20 protein-coding genes and 1 pseudogene are annotated in these 13861 nt (G+C 50.9%); 3 read left to right on the top strand and 18 right to left on the bottom strand.

The features are described 5' to 3' along the window. Window positions 1–200: 200 nt before the first annotated feature. The gene (locus tag EPL04_RS18360; RefSeq protein WP_134672636.1) at window positions 201–776 is read right to left on the bottom strand and encodes a hypothetical protein; all 576 of its coding nucleotides are present in this window, start codon (window positions 774–776) and stop codon (window positions 201–203) included. 368 nt (window positions 777–1144) lie between these two features. On the opposite strand from EPL04_RS18360, the gene EPL04_RS18355 reads away from it, so the two are divergent. Next, window positions 1145–1651 (top strand): metal-dependent hydrolase, encoded by a 507-nt coding sequence (locus EPL04_RS18355; protein ID WP_167599523.1) that lies wholly within the window; start codon window positions 1145–1147, stop codon window positions 1649–1651. A 296-nt stretch (window positions 1652–1947) separates the two neighbouring features. Here EPL04_RS18355 and EPL04_RS18350 read toward each other — a convergent pair whose 3' ends face one another. Together EPL04_RS18350 and EPL04_RS18345 are read right to left on the bottom strand one after the other, a co-directional pair. Further along, window positions 1948–3057: a DNA-methyltransferase gene (locus tag EPL04_RS18350; protein WP_134672634.1), complete on the bottom strand. Its 1110-nt coding sequence runs from the start codon at window positions 3055–3057 to the stop codon at window positions 1948–1950. A gap of 61 nt (window positions 3058–3118) precedes the next feature. After that, on the bottom strand, window positions 3119–3757 hold the full coding sequence (locus tag EPL04_RS18345; protein WP_134672633.1) for an MjaI family restriction endonuclease: 639 nt from the start codon (window positions 3755–3757) through the stop codon (window positions 3119–3121). A gap of 338 nt (window positions 3758–4095) precedes the next feature. Here EPL04_RS18345 and EPL04_RS18340 point away from each other — a divergent pair, with 338 nt between their 5' ends. Beyond that, complete coding sequence (locus tag EPL04_RS18340) at window positions 4096–5334, top strand: hypothetical protein (RefSeq protein WP_134672632.1); 1239 nt, start codon at window positions 4096–4098, stop codon at window positions 5332–5334. 109 nt (window positions 5335–5443) lie between these two features. Here EPL04_RS18340 and EPL04_RS18335 read toward each other — a convergent pair whose 3' ends face one another. From EPL04_RS18335 to EPL04_RS18305, 7 genes are all read right to left on the bottom strand, one after another. Next, window positions 5444–6514, bottom strand: a complete 1071-nt coding sequence (locus EPL04_RS18335; protein ID WP_134672631.1) for a hypothetical protein — start codon at window positions 6512–6514, stop codon at window positions 5444–5446. Between the two features lie 44 nt (window positions 6515–6558). Beyond that, window positions 6559–6921, bottom strand: a complete 363-nt coding sequence (locus EPL04_RS18330) for a hypothetical protein (RefSeq protein ID WP_134672630.1) — start codon at window positions 6919–6921, stop codon at window positions 6559–6561. A gap of 182 nt (window positions 6922–7103) precedes the next feature. Beyond that, window positions 7104–7790, bottom strand: a complete 687-nt coding sequence (locus tag EPL04_RS18325) for a hypothetical protein (protein ID WP_134672629.1) — start codon at window positions 7788–7790, stop codon at window positions 7104–7106. Between the two features lie 51 nt (window positions 7791–7841). Next, entirely contained in the window at window positions 7842–8192 is a 351-nt protein-coding gene (locus EPL04_RS18320; RefSeq protein WP_115882100.1) for a hypothetical protein, read from the bottom strand. Between the two features lie 208 nt (window positions 8193–8400). Next, the gene (locus EPL04_RS18315) at window positions 8401–8775 is read right to left on the bottom strand and encodes a hypothetical protein (RefSeq protein WP_134672628.1); all 375 of its coding nucleotides are present in this window, start codon (window positions 8773–8775) and stop codon (window positions 8401–8403) included. Then, the gene (locus EPL04_RS18310) at window positions 8769–9209 is read right to left on the bottom strand and encodes a hypothetical protein (RefSeq protein ID WP_134672627.1); all 441 of its coding nucleotides are present in this window, start codon (window positions 9207–9209) and stop codon (window positions 8769–8771) included. The genes EPL04_RS18315 and EPL04_RS18310 overlap by 7 nt, the downstream gene beginning before the upstream one ends. 207 nt (window positions 9210–9416) lie before the next feature. Further along, a complete protein-coding gene (locus EPL04_RS18305) occupies window positions 9417–10466 on the bottom strand; it encodes a hypothetical protein (RefSeq protein ID WP_134672626.1) in 1050 nt (349 codons plus the stop codon). A 195-nt stretch (window positions 10467–10661) separates the two neighbouring features. Between EPL04_RS18305 and EPL04_RS18300 the strand changes: the two genes are divergently transcribed. Then, window positions 10662–11174, top strand: coding sequence for a hypothetical protein (locus tag EPL04_RS18300; protein ID WP_134672625.1), 513 nt, complete (start codon window positions 10662–10664; stop codon window positions 11172–11174). A 43-nt stretch (window positions 11175–11217) separates the two neighbouring features. Here the strand turns inward: EPL04_RS18300 and EPL04_RS18295 are convergent, their stop codons facing one another. The 8 genes and pseudogenes from EPL04_RS18295 to EPL04_RS18260 all read right to left on the bottom strand — a co-directional run. Beyond that, complete coding sequence (locus tag EPL04_RS18295; protein ID WP_134672624.1) at window positions 11218–11526, bottom strand: hypothetical protein; 309 nt, start codon at window positions 11524–11526, stop codon at window positions 11218–11220. A 32-nt stretch (window positions 11527–11558) separates the two neighbouring features. Then, entirely contained in the window at window positions 11559–11780 is a 222-nt protein-coding gene (locus EPL04_RS18290; RefSeq protein WP_134672623.1) for a hypothetical protein, read from the bottom strand. Continuing rightward, the gene (locus EPL04_RS18285; RefSeq protein WP_134672622.1) at window positions 11777–12070 is read right to left on the bottom strand and encodes a hypothetical protein; all 294 of its coding nucleotides are present in this window, start codon (window positions 12068–12070) and stop codon (window positions 11777–11779) included. Before EPL04_RS18285 ends, EPL04_RS18290 begins: the two co-directional genes overlap by 4 nt. 45 nt (window positions 12071–12115) lie before the next feature. Next, window positions 12116–12331 (bottom strand): hypothetical protein, encoded by a 216-nt coding sequence (locus EPL04_RS18280; RefSeq protein ID WP_134672621.1) that lies wholly within the window; start codon window positions 12329–12331, stop codon window positions 12116–12118. Window positions 12332–12479: 148 nt separating this feature from the next. Further along, window positions 12480–12764, bottom strand: coding sequence for a hypothetical protein (locus EPL04_RS18275; protein WP_134672620.1), 285 nt, complete (start codon window positions 12762–12764; stop codon window positions 12480–12482). After that, entirely contained in the window at window positions 12761–13096 is a 336-nt protein-coding gene (locus EPL04_RS18270; protein WP_134672619.1) for a hypothetical protein, read from the bottom strand. The genes EPL04_RS18275 and EPL04_RS18270 overlap by 4 nt, the downstream gene beginning before the upstream one ends. 90 nt (window positions 13097–13186) lie before the next feature. Continuing rightward, window positions 13187–13492: a hypothetical protein gene (locus EPL04_RS18265; RefSeq protein ID WP_134672618.1), complete on the bottom strand. Its 306-nt coding sequence runs from the start codon at window positions 13490–13492 to the stop codon at window positions 13187–13189. Window positions 13493–13740: 248 nt separating this feature from the next. Further along, window positions 13741–13861 (bottom strand): annotated as a pseudogene (locus EPL04_RS18260) (IS1595 family transposase); the annotation flags it as partial.

Genomic DNA, 13861 nt, shown 5'->3' with positions numbered 1-13861 from the left:
CGACGACGCCCAGGTTGATCAGCTCTCGAAACATCGCGCCGAACGCCGGCTGAGCAGAAGACATACTCCCAGATTATGGCTGGCTCAGTGTAACTATAGGGTCTTTCCGTAGCTCTACACAAGAGCGCAGAGTTTTAACCAACACAGCACGCTGTCGAGTCGGAGTGTTGGTTAAGAGTTGCACGAGAAAACGAAGTGAGTCAGTCAGCGGGCTGTGCTTGCCGTGATTCCATCAAAGGCGAGAAGTCCATCAGGTCAGCGTGCGTCCCATAATCACAGATAACCGTCTCTCGGTAGTTCGCCGACGACCGTCCTTGCACCCACGGCGGGTTGAACGGTTCACTCACCTTCTCGATTGTCTCCGCATCCCACAAGCCGATGAACTCTAACGCTTCAACAGTTCGCTCGTGTCGGTCGAGGTCTTCCCAGTCATCCTCAGCGTACACGCACCGCAGGAGAACATAGAAATCGTGGAAGCCATCGGCGAGGTCAGCGGGAACAATCAGGTCTCGTTTCTCGTCGTCAATCACCGTCCGAGTCTTCACATCGACTGAGAAGCCTTCCACATCAAAGTCCGCCTGTCGTTGGCCGCCAAGATGCTCGTACTCGAAACTCGTCTTCTCCTCAAGAATCTCAGCAAACACCAGCTCCCCGAGGTCGCCGACATACTTGTCGAAGTCCCGCTCTTTCTGGGAACGGTCATAATCTTCGCCAGCAGGTCGTCCTTTGTTCTTAGCCTGTTCACGCAGTTCTTCAGTAACCGCAAGAGAAATCATAACTACACTTAACTATTCTGTCATAAGTTCCCAAAGGTGCTCCCCTGCAAAGGATACCTCCTACGCACAGGCGCACACAAAGTATAACTACAACAACATATTTGGGGATTGAATAGTATATTTCAATTGTTCAGTTATGAAATTAGAACAACTACTTTCTCGTGTAGAATCGGACGCAGGCAAGCTAATCGTGATTTATCTCCGTCGAGTCGGGACGGCAACCGTAGACCAGCTCGCAGATAGATTCTGCTGGTCGAAGATGAAGACCTACAACATCCTCTCGGCGCTCAGGGAGATGGAGATTGTCGCACCGCTTGAAGAATCCACAAAGGAACGCTACGCTCTGAAACGGGTTGAGTTATGAGACCATGCACAGTCAAGGACACAAAGGAATCGCCCTCTTGCTCTACTCGCCGATAACCTACTTCCTCCTCGAAACAGGACGGCCAATCTTCGCCATCGGCGGACTCGTGTTAGTGCTGATGCTGTCGATGGTCCCAGACAAGGATATGGTCATCCCGCTCTTGCGTCATCGAGGTCCGACGCACACGATTTGGTTTGCGGGAGTCGTCGGAGCTGTATTGGCGGGCGTCGGGATAGTGATTCAGTTCGGTCTTGACCAGATTGGAATCGTCGCTGTCGCTGTTCCCGTGACTGGATTGTTCATCGTCGGCTTCCTGAGTATCGTGTATCACATCATCGGCGATGCACTGAATCCATCAGGCGTGCGCCCGTACAAACCAATTAGCTCGCACAAGCACGCACTCGGCGTCACAAAGAGTGGGAGTTTCCTCGGTAACTGGTTCTTCTATATCCTCGGATTCGTCGCTAATCTGGTTGCGGTTGCACTCGGTCTCCAGGGATTGCTCATGTGAACTCCACACCCCACCCTGTCGGTACATAGGCTCCAATTCCGTGTACACAGACGACAATATATTGTCCGCTGTATACAGAGCAAGAAGAAATTCAGGCGGGCGTCACCGAGAAGATTTTGTTACACTTGTAACACTCATGGTAGCAGAATCCACCTTCTGTGTGCTGTTTGATTTTTCTCGTCTTGATATCTTGATTGCAACTTGGACACTTCGGATATCGTCCCATATCGAGCTAAGCTGCGCTCTACCCTACATATAGCCTGGGTTCGCTCAGGAAGGAGACCGAAGAATCGGAATTACTGGAACTGACTACCCAGTGTGGCCTGTTCCTGCTGGTCGCCTGATTCAATCGGCTCCGACTCGTTGTATGGTGAGTGCGTTACCGTGTACCCGTTCTCCGCCTGCTCGACCCTATCAATCGTATAGAGCTGGAGCGGTTTCTCTTGCTTCGTAGTCACGGGGAAGTCGTAGTTCTCCGCCTCATACTTGAAGTCCTTCCCGTCCTCCAGGCGCTGTTCAACGAACTCCTCGTGTCGCCGAATTCGCTTTGAGACTGTCCCGTGGGCGAGTTCCTTGACCTCGGAGACCTCGGCGTCGAATACATCAGTAAAGTCTTCTTCCAACTCATACCCGACAGAGTTCCGTCCTGCAATCATCGCCGCCAGCGAGGTTGTGCCAGTACCCCAGAACGGGTCGAGAACGGTGTCACCGTAGACGCTGAACATATTGATGAGTCTGTACGGGACTTCCAACGGATATGCCGCAGAACGGTCTCGTAGCTCTTCGTCGGCGTTCTCTAACTGTTGGAAAGTTCCCTTGATACCTTCCCAAACATCGGAGAACCACTCGTTTCGCTCTTCCCAGAAGTACGCCGACTCATACCGAACATCGTTGTTCGAGCCGAAATTCCGACTATCCTTCCCGTTGCGGAAGATGAGCAAGTACTCGTGTTCGAGCGTGGCGTATGCGTTCGGCGGCATCATCCCGCTCCCCATAAACTTCGCTGCTGAGTTCGTCGGCTTCCGCCAGAGAATATCTGGAAGAGGCTCGAAACCCATCCCGTCGAAGTATTCTGTGATGTGAGCGTGGTTCTGGTAGACTCGGAAGCTATCGGCTACCTTCCGTGTGGCGTCCCCGATGTTGATGCAGGCGATTCCACCATCCACGAGGACACGGTTGACTTCATCCCAAGTCTTGTTGAGTTCCTCGTGCATCAGCTCAAACGCTTCTCGACCTTCTCCGCTATCAAGAGCGGTTTCAATATCAGGATTCAGGCCAGAGAAGAGGTCGTCCCACATCTCAATCATCGGGTACGGAGGTGAAGTGACGACGAGCTCCACTTCGTTATCGTCAATCTGAGACAGATTGTTCGAATTACCAATATAAACCCTATGCTCGGTCTCCATACGGACAAGCTATCCGTGGAGGTGTTTGTAGTTATTGGTGCTCGCTGACCCAACGGCGAATCTATTGCATCTCCTCCTTCAATTCGGAGATATCGACCGTCATCGCCTTGTTCGTCTTATTCTCGTCGTAGAAGACAATCGGCGCATCGATATCCTCCTGTAGATTGTCCTTATAGGTGACTGGCTTAATCTGGACGGGCTGGTCGCCAACATACCCGTCGATGCCTTTACTCTCATCAGCAGCCGTCCCTCGGCTCACTTCTTCATCGAACATATCACCGAGCTTGCGGAGAATTGCCTCCTGAATATCGAACCCCTCGTAGGTCTTGAAGAGAACGAGGTCTCGGATGTACCTCCGAGTCATCTCTTCGTCAATCTGGTCGAACGCATCCCGCATCTTCTCCACCATCGGGTACGCTTTCTCCGCTGACTCTTCCAGGCGCTCCTCACCGTCATACTCCTCCATATAGAACTCTACCCAATCCTCGAAAGTCCCATCAGGATGTTCTTCTCGAAACTCTTCGATGACATCGCTCATCTGCCCCACAACCTGGGGACGATTCGACTGGGAGAGATTGATTGCAGGATTCAGAAGATAGGTCGTATACTTGGGAGTGTCAAACGGGAACTCTTCAACTTCTTCAGCAACAAGGCGCTCCCGCTCCTCTTCGCTAATTCGAAACTCGTCTTCGTCAGTCACATCCGCTGTGTTTGTGTCATGTCGTATAGCTCTTAGGATGAGAAGAGTCCACAACGACTCACTCGATTATTATTATTTTATTCACCTCACGACGAGATTGCTCTCGCCCCAAAATAACTCAAATCTGAAGATGGTGGTCTTGGCGGCTGTGCCGCCTGTTCAGAGCTGGTCGTTCTCCAACAGCACGGCAGAGAAAAACTGATTCTACAACTACTACACTACTACTATACTATAATATACTATTTACTGTATTAGTTATAGTATAGTAGGGTTCTAACTTCACAATTTGCGCCCACTTAGACAGAAGCTATATAGGGTAGTAATTCCTACATATCAGTATGAAGGTAACTTCGACACTTTCACGACAAGGTGCAACGACCGAGAGAAAACTCACACTCCCGAATTTCGTGTATTTCGGACTTCGTGACACCGCCCGCACTCAGAACAAGGAGTTCTCCCAGGGTAAACTCCTCTATGAGATTCTCCACTTTGACCGAGACAAGCCGTGTAGAGATGAGATTTCGGAGGTTGAGAACTTCGTAGACCGCCAACTCTCAGAGGTACTTGGAGAGCAATCTGCCGCCGAGGTGGATAAAATAAAAATAATCGATGCGAACGGTCAGGAGGCACTTTCGAACGATGTTCCAGACGACCTCGAACCAACCGAGAATTCTAATTCACCAGTTCGTGTCCGATTACCTGATGAGACTTGGAGTCAGATTCACTCAGAGAAGGAGCGGTATATTGGTGAGTGGCTTACACCATCGCTCATCAAGTTCGTAGAATCGCCGTTCAATTCTCGGATGGAGAGAATCAATTGTAAGCGAGAACTCGTAGATTATCTCCGTGGTGAAGTTGGTGTGGAGACGATGGAATCAAAGGTTGCGTATGCGTGCGTGACAGGTGATTCTGAACGGTTTGATATTGGTTCTGTCCATAACCTCATCCAGCAAGAAACGGCGACAGAGTGGTCGCAGAATATCACAGTTGACGACCTTCGAGAGATGAGTAGCGGCGAACTCCAGAACATCGGACTCGGACAGAAATCCAAAGGCCAGCGTGTGCAGGCGATAGAGACTGCGATTAAGAACGATAACTCCCAACCAGAGTATGATGAGGTGCAGGAGCTGGTGAAGGAAGTTTACGGTGTCGAGACTACCCAGACGGCTCGTTCGTATGTTGACCAGATGGAGATGGAGTGGCTCGGGCCGAAGGTCGAGGGCGTTCGAGACCTTGCGAATCAAATCAAACAGGAAGTAGTTGAAGAGTTACCCGAGAAGAAAACGGCTAGCAAGCGTGTTCCAAAGCAGGTTGGTCAGAATATGCCTGTGTACGAGTTCTTGCTTGTGGACAAGGACAAGCTCGATAACATCGACCGTCGCTATGATTCGGTCGAGGATGCGTTAGAGGCGTTGGATGATTTGGTTGAGCAAGCACACCGTCCTGAGCGACTCGGGAAGGCGCAGGATGAAGCGCACGAGGAATTCAAGAATCAGATTGAGTTGTTGAAGCGGTTTGGTGAGAACGGGACGATTGGCTATCAGAACATCGAAGGATTTGACGGCTCTGCCGTGTGATTACTATGAAGGACACTTCAGATACCGACTCCGACGAGCCACGGTTTACCGAGTTCGAAGTTGATGAGTTGAGTGTACAGGGCCGCCGAGTCTACTGGGCGTTCTTGGGCTAATTTTCCTCAGGCTCTTTCTCGGTCTCCTCGCCTTCGCTATCTGCTTCTTCGTCGGCGCTATCTTCTCCATCATCTTCTCGTGGGTCATCGTGTCGAACCATCGGGTCAGATTCTGCAAGGGCTTTGAGGCCGTATCCACTCCGAGTGAAGAATTCGACAGGAATCGTATCCACCATCTCGGCTTCGTCTATTCTAGTAAGTAGCATATCAGGGGTTACAGTCCATCCAGCAAGCAAATCGATGGCGATAGGGCTGTGGCGAAAGTCGTAGCGAAGTTCGTAGATATTGAATTGGTGTTCGTCGTGTTCGTAGTGGACGAGTTCGTAGGTGTGTTCTCCGAGTATGAAGAGGTAGTGTTCGCTGTTGCTGAATCTAGAGAGTCGTTCTTTTGAGAGGTGGTTCTTCAATTCTTTGTGGACTTCGTAAGGTATCGGGATTGAGCGCAGGTTATGGATTTTCTCTCGTATCCACTCGATTCTATTCCGTACTTTCACAGCGAGTTTCGAGAGACCTCGCCGAAGTCGTCCTTGTCGTTCTCGGTCGATGAGGTTTTTGAGTTGTTCAGCGTCGTCGGAGAGGTACACTTCCCGCATCGAATAGTAGTGCGTGTTGTGAGAGCTGAGGATTAGGTCTCGACAGTCGTCCCACCGCTGGATGATTTCGTTCATCACCTCGGTCATCTCGTCCGTAGCGTTCTGGTGTCGCCTGTGTTCCTTCAGCTCGTCCGTGAGTTTATCCATCTCTTCGACTGTTCGCTTACGGTCTTCATCTTCGGGACGAGCGCCTGAGTAATGCCAGGCTTGCTGTATCCCGTTAGCCGTTCGTTCAACCTCTTCAAACCAACTTTCAGTATCCCCGTCTCCGCTCGGCCAAAGGACTCGGAGAATCTGCCATCCAAGATAGACGCCGATGAGGGTAAGGAGTGCTGTACCGACCCAACCTCTGAAGATAGAGGGAATCCAATTCAAGTAGTTCGACTCGGTGCTGGAGATACGGAACAAGACGAGGATTAGTCCTGTTAGAGCAGAGATGCCGACGAAGATTAGTTGGAGGTCATCTCTATCCATCAAGTGAGCAGAACCAGTCTGGTTTTATGTAACTACTGGACAGACTACTCTTCTTCATCTTCCTCCTCATCGGAGTCAGATATCCACTCAAGATAGTGTTCTCGGGCTTGCTCGAAATTCTCCTCCAAAGGCTCGTTGAAGTCGAGGTCGTGGGCAATTCGCTCTTCTATGTGGAAGCAAGTGATGAGAGCATATTCCTGGATATCGTTGTTATCCAGCGTTCGGGCACTATCATCCCGCTCTTTGGGATTCCGATTCACATACTGATTCAGGTGGAATACGAGGTTCTGAACGGCACTGTATAATTCAGGGTCGGTATCTGCATATGGGTCGGCGAGTAGCTCCTGCAGCTGCTCGCTGTTAGATTCATATTCCCGAGCAAGGACTTCTCGGTCTTCGTCGTCCATAGCGAACATCGTCGTCCTCGGAGTCAAGCTACGGACTGCGAGGCGGTGGACTCGTCGATACCAGTTCCGCTCTTGTCGCTTCTCACGCCGTTTGAATTCCCACCAAGATACACCTCCTGTTACGGCCAGTGTGAGTGTCCCACCGAGTATAGTACTGAAGACGATGTTCCAGTCAACCATCGTTAGTGGAAGCAGTTTGTACTGACTTGCTCGTCGTCAACGACTTCGGCGTACTCTTCCCAAATCCGTTGTCCTGTAACTTCCTCACCTTCACCGATGCGGTCGAGCAAGGACTGGAGAGAATATTCCTCGTCCTCGCTACTCTCGACTATCCGTCCGATATGCCGCTCGAATAGATTCTCCGCTTCATCGTGTTTCCCCGAGTCTCGTTTTGCTGTGTGTCCACACTCACTATTCGGGCACTCCCAGACCCGTCGTGTTGTGGTTGTTGAACGACCATAACTTGGCTTTCGTCCCCGACCGCCGCTTGGCATCTCATACGACTCCTTCTTCATCGGCGTCTGGCACTTCGGACAAATCTGCTTATACTCAACATCGGTGTCTACGATACTTCCACGAGAGAGTGTGGCCGTCCCTTTCCAAGCGATATCGTCTTTCTCGATACAGCCTTCAATTTCACTAACTCGTTCAGCGTCTGCTGTCTCAGATTCGCCTCGAAGATACCATCCAAGCGTGAACCCGAGAGCGAGAATCCCGAATCTGAGCATCCAGGTGAAGATGAAGTCGAGAGGGAGTGTTTCGGTGAGACCTGCAAAGAGGGGTGGATAGAATCCAGCTGCTGTGGGGATGCCGATGAGAAAGACTGTCGCAAGAAAAGAAAGTAGAGCAATTAGCGTAGTCCGATTCATCACGAGAGAAGAATCAGCCGAGTTTTATGTAACTACTGGACAGGCAGGTAGTCAGAATCCAGAACTGTGTATCTTGACTCGGAGACCAACTGCCGCAACTGCGAGACCACCGTAAATCAGGATATCAAGTGTACTCAGCAATCCTGCTTCGAGGAAGATTGGGATGGCGAGATAGATGCCGATGACAACGCCTGCGAGGTAGCCGAACGACCAGTAGCGGGACGCATCCACAGTCATCACCGCAGAGACGATTGAAACAGGAATTACCCACCAGAAGATGCCTGGTGGCAAGTATCCTTGTTCGACCAGCAGCGGAACGAGTTCACTAATCAGGAGGGCAACAACGACGGTCTCGACAATCATCCCGACTCCTCGTTCGAGACCGTGGTCCATACCTGGCATCTTGACAGCATATAATTAGTGTGAGAAATAGAGTGTTTCGCCTGTGATGACTGTCACCGAAGCCGACCTGTGCTCTCTAAGCGGATTCACAGGCGAGCGAACACATACGAGACGCCTGCACCCACGCAGACGCCCACGAAGAATACTCCACCGACGACAAGCCCTCCTGCATACGCTTCTGCGTCCCAAGTAGCAGAGGATGAGTAACTCATCGGATACCACCTCGAAGCCGATTGTAGACCATCCTCGCCGACCTACGCACACCTCTGAGTGCAACACCAAGACCTCGCCGACCCTTCCGAATGCCAATCGACACGAGCCGCTTCATCTGGTTGTACACTCGTCGAGCCTGTCGCCGATGCCGTCGAGTATCCACGCCCAATTGCTGGAGCGTCATATCGAGCGTGAAGAGGTAGATGCCGACTGCCACGAGAGAGGTAACAATTGAGACAGCGAATCCAATCACACCACCAACTGTCATCCCGAGTGCGCCGCCGACGGCCATCACGACCGTCCCGACGACACCACCAACAAGAGCTGTGGAAGCGGCTGGCTTCAAGTTCGAACGAGCGTCGTCTAACATGAACCATCACCCTCTGAATCGAGGTCTTCTAGCTCGAACCCATGATACTCATCAGGAGCTTCGCCATCTCGAATTGGAGGGAGCGGTAAGACTCCGTGTTCCCACTCTCGTTTCTCACCGCCAACAACACCTCGGACGACACAACTCCAATTCTCTCGAATTTCTATTTCTACATCTGCTTCGTCTGCTGTCGTATATTCGACCTCCAAGTTTGCGAAGTGGTAGAGGTCTTCGATGAGGAATTTAAGTTGCTTTTCTTGTTCTGCTGTCGCTGTGTCTATGTGGAATTGTGGGTGTGTTGCCGAGTGTGGGATGAGGGCGTCGATATGACCGATTACATCTGCACGAGCGGCGTGTTGCGGAGCAACTAGAGATAAAGGAATACTCCCCAGTTGAACGGTGGCGAGCTTGTAGTAGTAATAGAATCGATTCATCGACTATCACCCTCAGAATCGAGGTCGTCTGGTTTTTCTGGAATCTCCATCCGCCACGGCAACCAAGTACCTTTGTTCAACTCACTCCACTCGTCTAAGAATCGAGGATGTTCTGCAAGTAGATGCATCGACCGCTGGTCTTTGATTGTAAAGTGTTCATCACACCAGTAACAGCGGACGAAAAACAGCCTGTTCTCTCGCTTATATTCAAACATCGGAATCACGGGCGTCGTCGCCCTCCTGAAGTAGGCCGAGTAAATACTCCAACCAGTCTGCGATATCCAACGAGTCAGGCAACTCATCAGAATCTCTATCACGCTGCGAGAGTTTGAGAATCGTCTCTAACTCGTTAACCGATGGGTCGAGAACAGTCTCCGCATCCTCAACTGAGAGGTCGTTCTCTACAGCAATCTTGGCGAGTTTGCACTTGGACTTCCAGTCGAGGTCGTGGAAGCCATCCACATGACCGAGATTGTAGTCGAGTTTTCGTTCTAACTCATCGAGATGGAATTGCGGTAGAATTGTGTCGTCGCTGAAGATATCGTCCTCGCCAGCTACTTCCTCTGGTTGCTCATCTTCGTTATGCTCTTCATCGGATACACCGATAGCCTCCGCTTCTTCTTGGGTGAGTCCGAAGAATTCAGCAAACTTCGTTTTGGGTTCATCATCTTCGTCTTCAAATTCCGCTCTCGGATACGCTTCAGGTGGTTTGGTGAAATCAAATCGTGGAATCTCACAAGTATCGAACGAGCGTCGTGGTGGGAAGATTCCGTCAAACTCACGGTGAGAGATATAGTGTTCTGTGTCGGCTAAATCTCGGAGCCACGGATGCAAATAATCTCGATTAGGAACTACGAGAATCACATGATGACCTCGCTTCAGCATCTCCTGGACAAACTCATATCCGTCGTCTCCGCCTGCGTATTCGTCAATCAGAATCGTGTACTGTTGGTCTGAGTGTGCTTCGAGAGCTGCTTCTACTTGCGCCCACGACTCTGCGTAGTATGCATCTTCCAGGGATTCAAGATTCGAGATGATAGGATTGTCATCTCGTTCGGCTATGCTGATACTGCTGGTAGTCGTCCCTGCTCCCATCTCTCCTGTTACTAGAGAGAGCTCGCCTCCTCCAGATTTTAACTCGTTCTTCAGCTCTCTAATCCGACTCTCTAATCGTCCTTTCTGTTGTTCGTGGAATTCAATCGCTATTCGTAACTGTTCTACTTCTCGTTCATAGTTGAAATTTAAACCAGAACTCATATCTAAATATACTGTCACATAACCTTATTAAACTATTGTCGTATTGTCACTTTCTCCCTCTCCTCTACACGGGTCTTAGGCGGTCTAATTATGTCGGACTGAGCGTTACGGTCTCTGAATCAGTCTGAATCACATATCGATATTTGCGGGCGTTCAGTTACTCCTGTAGGGTTAGAGACACAAGCTTAGGACACTATGAACTTCAGAATTGAAGAGAAACTCATCCTCGAATCGCTCTACAAGAACGACGAGCCGTTGTCTACGACCGACCTAAAGTCCTCGACGGGTATCGACACAGATGCGATTGGCTATTCAGTACGCCAGAAGCTCGAACCAGAAGGTCTCGTTGAGTATTGGCACGAGGAAGACAACGGAACAGAAGTCCGAGTCCACGACCTCACGGCCAAGGGCGAGTCGGAGATTCAGCAAGGATTGATTGGCGATGTGTTTGGTGAGTCGTCAGAGTCAGACCCTGAACGAGTGGCACTTGAGGCTCGGATTGATGAGCTGGAAGAACGCTTGGATGCGGTAGAGAACAAGACGCAGGCGAACAAGCAACTTCTCGATTCACTCCGCTCTCGGATTGACAAGGCAGCTGAAGTCATCCAGAAACACGACCGACGATTGAACGGGATTCGGTGGGCGCTTGAAGAGAACGGAGTCGTGGATGTAGTCGAGTATGTGAAGAAGGTCAAAAGCGGCGAGTAGAGGCTTTCTCTATCGTCCCTACGCCGACCTGTGCTCTCTGTCGCTATTCTACTTCGACCTCCTCAGCGTGAGTGAGATTTTGCACAGGGAACGGATTGTTCTCGCCTTCATACTCAGGAGAGTAGTGCCACAAGTGTCCGTCAACCGCATAGAGGAACGACTCGCTCCCTTCTGCCTCCACCCGAATCCGTTCTCCAACTTTTTCATCATCTTCTCGTGCAACAACTGTAAGTGGCGATACAGCCCACTCGAAAAACTTCACTTCATCACCTGGCTCCAACTGCTCGAAAGTCTCGAAGTCATCGTCCGCAGGCTCACGGGCGTCCATACTCGGCTCGTGGGAGATAGTCATAGACCGATGGTGAGTCCCCGTCCCACTTAACGCTATACTGGTTCGCCCTCGATGGCGACGACTTCAGAAACAATCCATCCCTGGCTCTCTTCACCGAGTTCGTACTGGATTACATCGCCGACCTGCAAGTCAAGAGAACGGCCAACGATTTCTTCGTCTACAATCGGCTCAATATTCTTCGGAACTTCATCAGGAGAAGTGACGAGTCCGACGCCGCCCTGTTCATCCCACGATGTGATGACGCCAGTAATCATGCGGCATCAGGAGAATCACCTCCGTCGTCAGGGTAGCCGTAGTTGTTGATGGTCGGCATCGTGATTTCGTTCCCATCCTCATCGTCTTGGCCGTCATCTCCAATCTGCATGGATTGGTCGCAGGCAGGACACACATCCTCTTGGAAGTCCTCGTGGAACCACCGTCCATCGTCCTCGATGTGGCGCTGTTGGATTTCTTCACCACACTCTGGGCACTCGACGATGTTCCAGTCGTAGCCGTTTTCTCTTGTAGTCGTTACAACCGTCAGACGGAATTTTTTCGCTGACATAAGGAGCGTTGAGAGAATCGAACTCTCTGAGTAGCACCAGCACGCCTAGAAGTTTCGCTTGTAGTGATTGCCGTCGTCCGTCAGTTCCAGAAGACCTTCTTCTCTGAGCGTTTTGAGAACACTCCGAATCGTCTCCATCGAGACTCTTGTGTCGTAGTCGTCAGCGATGACGGTCTGGATATCTCGGGCGTTGAACTCCCAATCACGCACCCGCATCACGGACATGTGTACATAGTCCCGCTGCGTGTACTTGCGAATCATCGGCTATCACTCCCGCTTGGGGATTCTTGCTGTGTTTGGACCTGCCGTGGTTTGGCTAGTTCTTGCTCAATATTTTCGAGATGCCGAGTGATGAAGAACAACTGAAGTGCGACCAAAATCAATCCCCACCCAATAGTAGTTTCTAAACTCATCGGAAATCACCCTCGGCGTCGAGGTCGTGAGGAGTTTCAACATACATCTCTGCGTCTACAATTTCTCCCCTTGGCGTCAGTTCAACCGCCCCAACGAGACCGCCGATAAATCCATATCCGCCGCCTTCAGCTCGGATATCGAAAATCTTGTTCTCAGGTTCTTCAGGTTCATCTACTTGCGTCTCAGGTTCAACTAACTCAACGCTGTCTGCGTCGGTTGGAAGCCAAAACGCATCAGGAGTCAACTCTTGTTCTTCAGGAGGTGCGTAGATATCTTTCATAACGCATCACCCTCTTGGATGAGGAATCGGACTGTGTGTCGTTCGAGACCGTCGTGAATCACCATCTCGAAGCCCTGTGGTGTCCACCAAAAGTCGTGAACTTCTCCACGGCCCTCGAACACTTGATGGAACACATCCATCTGTCCCTCGTACACATACACGAGGTCATCCAGAGTGAACTCGGCGGTCTGAACAGGTGATTCGATGGCGAGGTCGTCGCCGTCTCGGTAGATGAACACGCCGTCCTGTGAGTTGGCGTTGACGAGATTATCGAGGACTGTTACTGAGCTGTCTGTGCTACTTCCGTGAGTGTTGAATTGTTTCGTACTCATAGTTTGATTCTCCCGTCTTTAGAGCATAGCGAGTTTCTCGGTGGTGTATAGGAGCGCCGAAGGAATCGAACCCTCGTGTAGCCAGCACGCTTAGGCGTAAGCGACGGACTTGTTCTTCTCCGCCTGTTCCAGACAATCCTCGAATCGGTCGAGAGCGCCGTCGAAGTCGTCGTAGAGCTTGACGAGGCGTTCGTCACCGTCGATAGTTGCGACGGCCCACGCACCTTCCCTACAATCCCAAGTGATTGTGGCTGTTTGCTCGTATCCTCGTGGTGTGGTCCACTCGGCGACGAGTAGGTATTCGTTGAGGTAGTCAACTGAGTCGGCTTTTTCTCGGGCGAGGTCTACTGTTTCGAGTTCGATTCGTGCATCAGAAGTATCAGGTTCCTGACTCATATTCCTACATATGTGCCCCACCCTTATAAAACTTTCCACAAACAAAACTATGAAATAAACTCTTAGAGAGCACAGGTCGGCTTCGGGACGCCAGAGAACCGTTCTAATCCTCAAATTCATACGATACTAAGTCCATACCCCACGAGAACGGATGATAGAGGCGCTAAGAAACGGACGGGGACGAGCCTGTGTTCTCTTAACCAACAACTCCGCCGACAAAATACCCTGTTGGTTAAGACGCTCCGCTCTTATGTAGAGCTGCGGAAAGCCCCGATAACGAGGCAATCAATGGTTGAGTCGACGGATTCACCAGCCAAGTTGAGTGATCGAACAATGCCGAAGGTGTGAGCGGCCTGTTCCAAGCCCTGC

Source organism: Halorussus marinus (assembly GCF_004521895.1).
Lineage (GTDB): Archaea > Halobacteriota > Halobacteria > Halobacteriales > Haladaptataceae > Halorussus > Halorussus marinus.
The sequence above is the reverse complement of the archived record's forward strand: the minus strand, read 5'-3'. Positions and strand labels throughout refer to the sequence as shown.

Coding starts and splice junctions, on each gene's coding strand:
- EPL04_RS18270 (WP_134672619.1), bottom strand. CDS start 13,096: ATGAGTACGAAACAATTCAACACTCACGGAAGTAGCACAGACAGCTCA.
- EPL04_RS18295 (WP_134672624.1), bottom strand. CDS start 11,526: ATGACTATCTCCCACGAGCCGAGTATGGACGCCCGTGAGCCTGCGGAC.
- EPL04_RS18280 (WP_134672621.1), bottom strand. CDS start 12,331: ATGATTCGCAAGTACACGCAGCGGGACTATGTACACATGTCCGTGATG.
- EPL04_RS18335 (WP_134672631.1), bottom strand. CDS start 6,514: ATGGATAGAGATGACCTCCAACTAATCTTCGTCGGCATCTCTGCTCTA.
- EPL04_RS18300 (WP_134672625.1), top strand. CDS start 10,662: ATGAACTTCAGAATTGAAGAGAAACTCATCCTCGAATCGCTCTACAAG.
- EPL04_RS18275 (WP_134672620.1), bottom strand. CDS start 12,764: ATGAAAGATATCTACGCACCTCCTGAAGAACAAGAGTTGACTCCTGAT.
- EPL04_RS18330 (WP_134672630.1), bottom strand. CDS start 6,921: ATGGACGACGAAGACCGAGAAGTCCTTGCTCGGGAATATGAATCTAAC.
- EPL04_RS18360 (WP_134672636.1), bottom strand. CDS start 776: ATGATTTCTCTTGCGGTTACTGAAGAACTGCGTGAACAGGCTAAGAAC.
- EPL04_RS18325 (WP_134672629.1), bottom strand. CDS start 7,790: ATGAATCGGACTACGCTAATTGCTCTACTTTCTTTTCTTGCGACAGTC.
- EPL04_RS18350 (WP_134672634.1), bottom strand. CDS start 3,057: ATGGAGACCGAGCATAGGGTTTATATTGGTAATTCGAACAATCTGTCT.
- EPL04_RS18265 (WP_134672618.1), bottom strand. CDS start 13,492: ATGAGTCAGGAACCTGATACTTCTGATGCACGAATCGAACTCGAAACA.
- EPL04_RS18320 (WP_115882100.1), bottom strand. CDS start 8,192: ATGCCAGGTATGGACCACGGTCTCGAACGAGGAGTCGGGATGATTGTC.
- EPL04_RS18305 (WP_134672626.1), bottom strand. CDS start 10,466: ATGAGTTCTGGTTTAAATTTCAACTATGAACGAGAAGTAGAACAGTTA.
- EPL04_RS18285 (WP_134672622.1), bottom strand. CDS start 12,070: ATGTCAGCGAAAAAATTCCGTCTGACGGTTGTAACGACTACAAGAGAA.
- EPL04_RS18310 (WP_134672627.1), bottom strand. CDS start 9,209: ATGAATCGATTCTATTACTACTACAAGCTCGCCACCGTTCAACTGGGG.
- EPL04_RS18315 (WP_134672628.1), bottom strand. CDS start 8,775: ATGTTAGACGACGCTCGTTCGAACTTGAAGCCAGCCGCTTCCACAGCT.
- EPL04_RS18340 (WP_134672632.1), top strand. CDS start 4,096: ATGAAGGTAACTTCGACACTTTCACGACAAGGTGCAACGACCGAGAGA.
- EPL04_RS18290 (WP_134672623.1), bottom strand. CDS start 11,780: ATGATTACTGGCGTCATCACATCGTGGGATGAACAGGGCGGCGTCGGA.
- EPL04_RS18355 (WP_167599523.1), top strand. CDS start 1,145: ATGCACAGTCAAGGACACAAAGGAATCGCCCTCTTGCTCTACTCGCCG.